The 5,491-nt window shown below is 71.1% G+C and carries 6 protein-coding genes; all 6 read left to right on the forward strand.

Annotated elements, in window-relative coordinates:
* Positions 1–659: carbohydrate kinase family protein (locus AOK24_RS38420; protein WP_240554320.1), on the forward strand; the 659-nt coding region annotated here is incomplete at its 5' end.
* 176 nt (positions 660–835) lie between these two features.
* Entirely contained in the window at positions 836–1,894 is a 1,059-nt protein-coding gene (locus tag AOK24_RS38425) for a PhoH family protein (protein WP_055724573.1), read from the forward strand.
* Positions 1,895–1,906: 12 nt separating this feature from the next.
* On the forward strand, positions 1,907–2,404 hold the full coding sequence (ybeY, locus tag AOK24_RS38430; RefSeq protein ID WP_055724574.1) for an rRNA maturation RNase YbeY: 498 nt from the start codon (positions 1,907–1,909) through the stop codon (positions 2,402–2,404).
* Positions 2,401–3,696: a hemolysin family protein gene (locus AOK24_RS38435; protein ID WP_055724575.1), complete on the forward strand. Its 1,296-nt coding sequence runs from the start codon at positions 2,401–2,403 to the stop codon at positions 3,694–3,696. The genes ybeY and AOK24_RS38435 overlap by 4 nt, the downstream gene beginning before the upstream one ends.
* Complete coding sequence (locus tag AOK24_RS38440; RefSeq protein ID WP_055724576.1) at positions 3,693–4,052, forward strand: MmcQ/YjbR family DNA-binding protein; 360 nt, start codon at positions 3,693–3,695, stop codon at positions 4,050–4,052. The genes AOK24_RS38435 and AOK24_RS38440 overlap by 4 nt, the downstream gene beginning before the upstream one ends.
* A 21-nt stretch (positions 4,053–4,073) precedes the next feature.
* Positions 4,074–5,462: an SMI1/KNR4 family protein gene (locus AOK24_RS38445; protein WP_055724577.1), complete on the forward strand. Its 1,389-nt coding sequence runs from the start codon at positions 4,074–4,076 to the stop codon at positions 5,460–5,462.
* The last annotated feature ends 29 nt before the right edge of the window (positions 5,463–5,491 follow it).

Below are 5,491 nucleotides of genomic sequence, written 5' to 3' on the forward strand. Positions count from 1 at the left end.
CGCCCGCGCGCGCGGCGGTCGCCTCCCTCACGCCGGGCAAGCGCGAGCCGTGGATCGCGCAAGCCGCGTCGAAGGGCACGAGGATCTTCGGCGACGTCGGCTGGGACGACACCGGCGCCTGGGACCTCGCCGGGCTCGCCGACCTGGAGCACTGCGAGGCGTTCCTCCCGAACGCGGAGGAGGCGATGCGGTACACGCGCACGGACTGCCCCCGCGAGGCTGCGCACGCCCTCATCGACCACGTACCGCTCGCCGTGGTGACGCTGGGCGCGCAGGGCGCGTACGCGGTCGACCGGCGCACCGGCGAGACCGCCGAGGTCCCCGCGATCGCCGTCGAGGCCCTCGACCCGACCGGCGCGGGGGACGTCTTCGTCGCCGGCTTCGTGACCGGCACCCTCGCCGGCTGGCCCCTCGCCGACCGCCTCGCCTTCGCGGGCCTCACCGCCGCCCTCTCCGTCCAGGAGTTCGGCGGCTCCCTCTCCGCCCCCGGCTGGTCCGAGATCGCCGCGTGGTGGCGCAAGGTCCGCTCGGTGGAGACGCAGGACCCCGAGGCCCTGCGCCGGTACGCGTTCCTCGCCGGCCTCCTCTCCGACGGCGAGGCGAGGCCCTGGCCCCGGCGCAGGGCCGTCCCGACGATCGGCTTCAGACGCTCGGCGTGAGGCACGCGCGCGGGGGCGCCGGGAGTGACGTATCCGGCCCCCCGCCCCACCCCGTACGGCCGTGCGAAAACTCCTACGGCGTTGTCAGTGGCAGGGCGTACTCTTGAAATCGCCAGGCCGCCCTTGTGGCAGGCGAGACGCGTTCGGGAGGACGTAGAGGCCCAGCGGGCCGGATTATGACGGAGACACCCACGGCCAAGGCCCCCGCGCAGGGGCAGGCGAGAGCACAGTTCACCGTTCCCGCCCAGCACCCCATGGTGTCGTTGCTGGGATCAGGCGATTCACTGCTGCGCGTGATCGAGACGGCCTTCCCGGCGGCCGACATCCATGTCCGGGGCAATGAGATCAGCGCGGTCGGGGACAGACGGGAAGTCGCCCTGATCCAGCGCCTGTTCGACGAGATGATGCTGGTGCTCCGCACCGGGCAGCCGATGACGGAGGACGCGGTGGAACGCTCGATCGCCATGCTGCGGGCGAGTGAGAACGGGACGAGCGACGGCCAGGAGACCCCGGCCGAGGTGCTCACACAGAACATCCTGTCCTCGCGGGGCCGCACGATCCGCCCCAAGACCCTCAACCAGAAGCGCTACGTCGACGCCATCGACAAGCACACGATCGTCTTCGGCATCGGCCCCGCGGGCACCGGCAAGACATACCTGGCCATGGCGAAAGCCGTCCAGGCACTCCAGTCCAAGCAGGTCAACCGCATCATCCTGACCCGCCCCGCGGTAGAGGCCGGCGAACGCCTCGGCTTCCTCCCGGGCACCCTCTACGAGAAGATCGACCCCTACCTGCGCCCCCTCTACGACGCCCTCCACGACATGCTCGACCCCGACTCGATCCCCCGCCTGATGGCAGCGGGCACGATCGAGGTGGCGCCGCTGGCATATATGCGGGGCCGTACCTTGAATGACGCCTTCATCATTCTCGACGAGGCGCAGAACACCTCGCCCGAGCAGATGAAGATGTTTCTGACGCGGCTCGGGTTCGATTCGAAGATCGTGATCACGGGGGACGTGACGCAGGTCGACCTGCCGAGCGGTACCAAGAGTGGGCTGCGGCAGGTGCAGGACATTCTGGAGGGGGTCGACGACGTGCACTTCGCGCGGTTGTCGTCGCAGGATGTCGTCCGGCACAAGCTGGTGGGCCGTATCGTCGACGCGTACGAGAAGTACGACAGCGAGAACGGTACGGAGAACGGCGGCCACAAGGGCGGCCGGCCCAAGCGGAAGTAGCAGATCAGCGCCATGTCGATCGACGTCAACAACGAGTCCGGAACCGAGGTCGACGAGCAGGCGGTCCTCGACATCGCCCGCTATGCGCTGGCGCGGATGAGGATCCACCCGCTGTCGGAGCTGTCGGTGATCGTCGTGGATGCCGACGCGATGGAGCAGCTGCACATCCAGTGGATGGACCTGCCCGGCCCGACGGACGTGATGTCGTTCCCGATGGACGAGCTGCGCCCCCCGGCGAAGGACGACGAGGAGCCCCCGCAGGGGCTGCTCGGGGACATCGTGCTGTGCCCGGAGGTCGCGAAGAAGCAGGGTGAGGAAGCGCCGACGCGGCACTCCATGGACGAGGAGCTCCAGCTCCTGACGGTCCACGGGGTGCTGCACCTGCTGGGCTACGACCACGAGGAGCCCGACGAGAAGGCCGAGATGTTCGGCCTCCAGGCGGCGATCGTGGACGGCTGGCGGGCCGAGAAGGGCTTCACGGGCCCCTCTCCCGCGCCGACCGTCTCATGAGTGCCCAGCTCGTCGCGGGTGCCGTCGCACTGGTCGTGGTCGCCTGGCTCGCCGCCTGCGCGGAGGCGGGCCTCGCGCGCGTGTCCAGCTTCCGCGCGGAGGAGGCCGTCAAGTCGGGCCGCCGGGGCAGCGCGGGCCTCGCGCAGGTCGCGGCCGACCCGACCCGCTATCTGAACGTCGCCCTGCTGGTCCGGGTGGCCTGCGAGATGGCGGCTGCCGCGCTCGTGACGTACGCCTGTCTGAAGGAGTTCGCCGAGACGTGGGCGGCGCTGCTCACCGCGATCGGCGTGATGGTCCTCGTCTCGTACGTCGCGGTCGGCGTCTCCCCGCGCACGATCGGCCGCCAGCACCCCCTGAACACGGCCACCGCAGCCGCGTACGTCCTGCTGCCGCTGGCGCGCATCATGGGCCCCATCCCGTCGCTGCTGATCCTCATCGGCAACGCCCTCACCCCCGGCAAGGGGTTCCGGCGCGGTCCGTTCGCCTCGGAGGCGGAGCTGCGCGCGATGGTCGACCTGGCGGAGAAGGAGTCGCTGATCGAGGACGACGAGCGCCGGATGGTGCACTCCGTCTTCGAGCTCGGCGACACCCTCGTACGGGAGGTCATGGTCCCGAGGACCGACCTCGTGGTCATCGAGCGGTACAAGACGATCCGTCAGGCGCTCACCCTGGCTCTCAGGTCCGGGTTCTCCCGGATACCCGTCACGGGTGAGAGCGAGGACGACATCGTCGGGATCGTCTACCTCAAGGACCTCGTCCGCAGGACGCACATCAGCCGCGACGCCGAGTCCGCCCTCGTCTCCACGACCATGCGGCCCGCCGCGTTCGTCCCCGACACGAAGAACGCGGGTGACCTGCTGCGCGAGATGCAGCAGGAGCGCAACCACGTCGCCGTCGTCATCGACGAGTACGGGGGTACGGCCGGGATCGTCACCATCGAGGACATCCTGGAGGAGATCGTCGGCGAGATCACCGACGAGTACGACCGTGAGCTGCCCCCGGTGGAGGACCTGGGTGACGACCGGCACCGGGTCACCGCGCGCCTCGACATCACGGACCTGGGCGAGCTGTACGGACTTGAGGAGTACGACGACGAGGACGTCGAGACGGTCGGCGGGCTCCTCGCGAAGGCGCTGGGGCGGGTGCCGATCGCCGGTGCCTCCGCGGTCGTACGCCTGCCGGACGACCGGACGCTGCGGCTGACCGCCGAGGCGGCTGCCGGGCGGCGGAACAAGATCGTGACCGTGCTGGTGGAGCCCGTCGGGGAAGACCCCGGGAAGGAGTCCGCGTGACCCCGGACCAACTCCGTTCCCTGTGCCTGTCGTTCAACGCGGCCGTCGAGGACTTCCCGTTCTCGCCGGAGATCTCCGTCTTCAAGGTCCGCGGGAAGATGTTCGCCTTGAGCTGGACGGACGCCGTACCCCTGAAGGTCAACCTGAAGTGCGACCCTGACGACGCCGTACGCCTCAGGGGGGAGTACCCAGGGGTGATCACTCCCGGGTATCACATGAACAAGCGGCACTGGAACACGGTCGACCTGACGGCCGGTCTTCCGGCGCGGCTCGTGCGGGAGCTGGTGGAGGACTCGTACGACCTTGTCGTGGCCGGCCTGCCGAGGGCGGAGCGGCTGCGACTGGACCGGCCTTAGGTTTCGCAGGGGGAGCGTTTCTTGTCCGCGCTGTATGAATTCGCGTTGTGGGAGCCGTTGTTGAGGCTCATCCGGTCGAGCAACACGGCGGTGCTCGCCGAGCCCGGCGGGTATGTGCGGGGCCATGTCGGGGTCGGCTCGTGGAGCGTCCCGGTGCACCGGCCCTCCCCGCCGCCCGGGCGGGCGGCGCAGGTGGAGGACACGCAGGAGGAGTGGGACGCGGTCCACGCGGTGATCGGCGCGCTCGCCGAGGCGGACACCGGCCAGGTCGAGTTCGTGCTGGAGTGCGGGGCGGACGGGGCGGCGACGCTGCGGCTGTACGGTCCGCACCCGCACGTGGAACCCGGGTTCGGCGGCCCGCAGGGCGGTTCGCTGCTCCTCGTCGACGACGCGGTGCCGCAGCCCTGGCGCAGGCTCCCCGAGCCGGTGCCGGACGCGCTGCCGGCGCCGACGGCGGACGCGGGCGAGCTGGAGCGGCTGCTGCGCGAGCGGCTCCCGGACGTCGTCGGCGCCACCGAGGAGGAGCTCGCCGCCACCGAGTCCCGGATCGGCGTAGCTCTCCCGGGGGAGCTGAGGTCCCTCTACGGGGTGGTGCGGGGGAGGTGGGAGGACTGGGAGGACGACTTCGACGCGGCGGACCGGGTGTACGAGGCCATCGGCTGCGAACTGCTCCCGCTGGACCACGTGTACGTCGCGGACGCGTCGACCCGGCAGGCTCCGTGGGAGTTCGGCGCGACGGACGCGGCCGTCACCCGGCCCGGGGACGCGGTGCAGGGGCTGCCCGGTTCACCGGGGTGGATCGTCTTCGGCGGCAACGGCGGCGGCGACGCCGTCGCGCTCGACCTGACGCCGGGGCCGGGCGGAAACCTCGGCCAGGTCATCCTGCTGAGCCACGAGGAGTACGTCGGCGCCGAACTGCTCGCCGACTCCCTCACCGGCCTGGTGCGCGACGGCGAGCGCGAGGAGAGCAGGGAGCGCCGCGCGGAGCTGCCCGAAGTGGCCTACGTCAACCACCGCGCCGTACCGAGCGTCGAGGCCGCCGCCCACCCGGCGCTCGAAGTGCTCTCCCTCGGCGTGTACGACGGCGAGCCGTTCAGCCTCGCCCCCGTCGTCGGCCTGCCGCGCCTGCGCACCCTCTCGGCCTACCCGGGTACCCTCGCGGACCCGCGCGAGATCGGCGGGCTGACCGGCCTGGAGTACCTCGACCTCCCCCCGGACTACTGGCGGTCGCTCCTGGACGCCGGTGCCGTCCCGCGCGGGCTGCTGGCAGCGTCCATCGAGACGAACGCGGGCGGCGGCCATCACCCCCTGGACCTCGTGGCTCTCGCGAACGAGATCCTGGCGCTCTTCGGCCGCTCGCCGATCACCCCGACCGTCGTGACGGGTGACCTCGGCCCGCTCCCCGCCTGACCGGCCCGACCGGCTCCCCCCCCTACCTG

This window comes from Streptomyces niveiscabiei (assembly GCF_001419795.1).
Taxonomy (GTDB): Bacteria; Actinomycetota; Actinomycetes; order Streptomycetales; family Streptomycetaceae; genus Streptomyces; species Streptomyces niveiscabiei.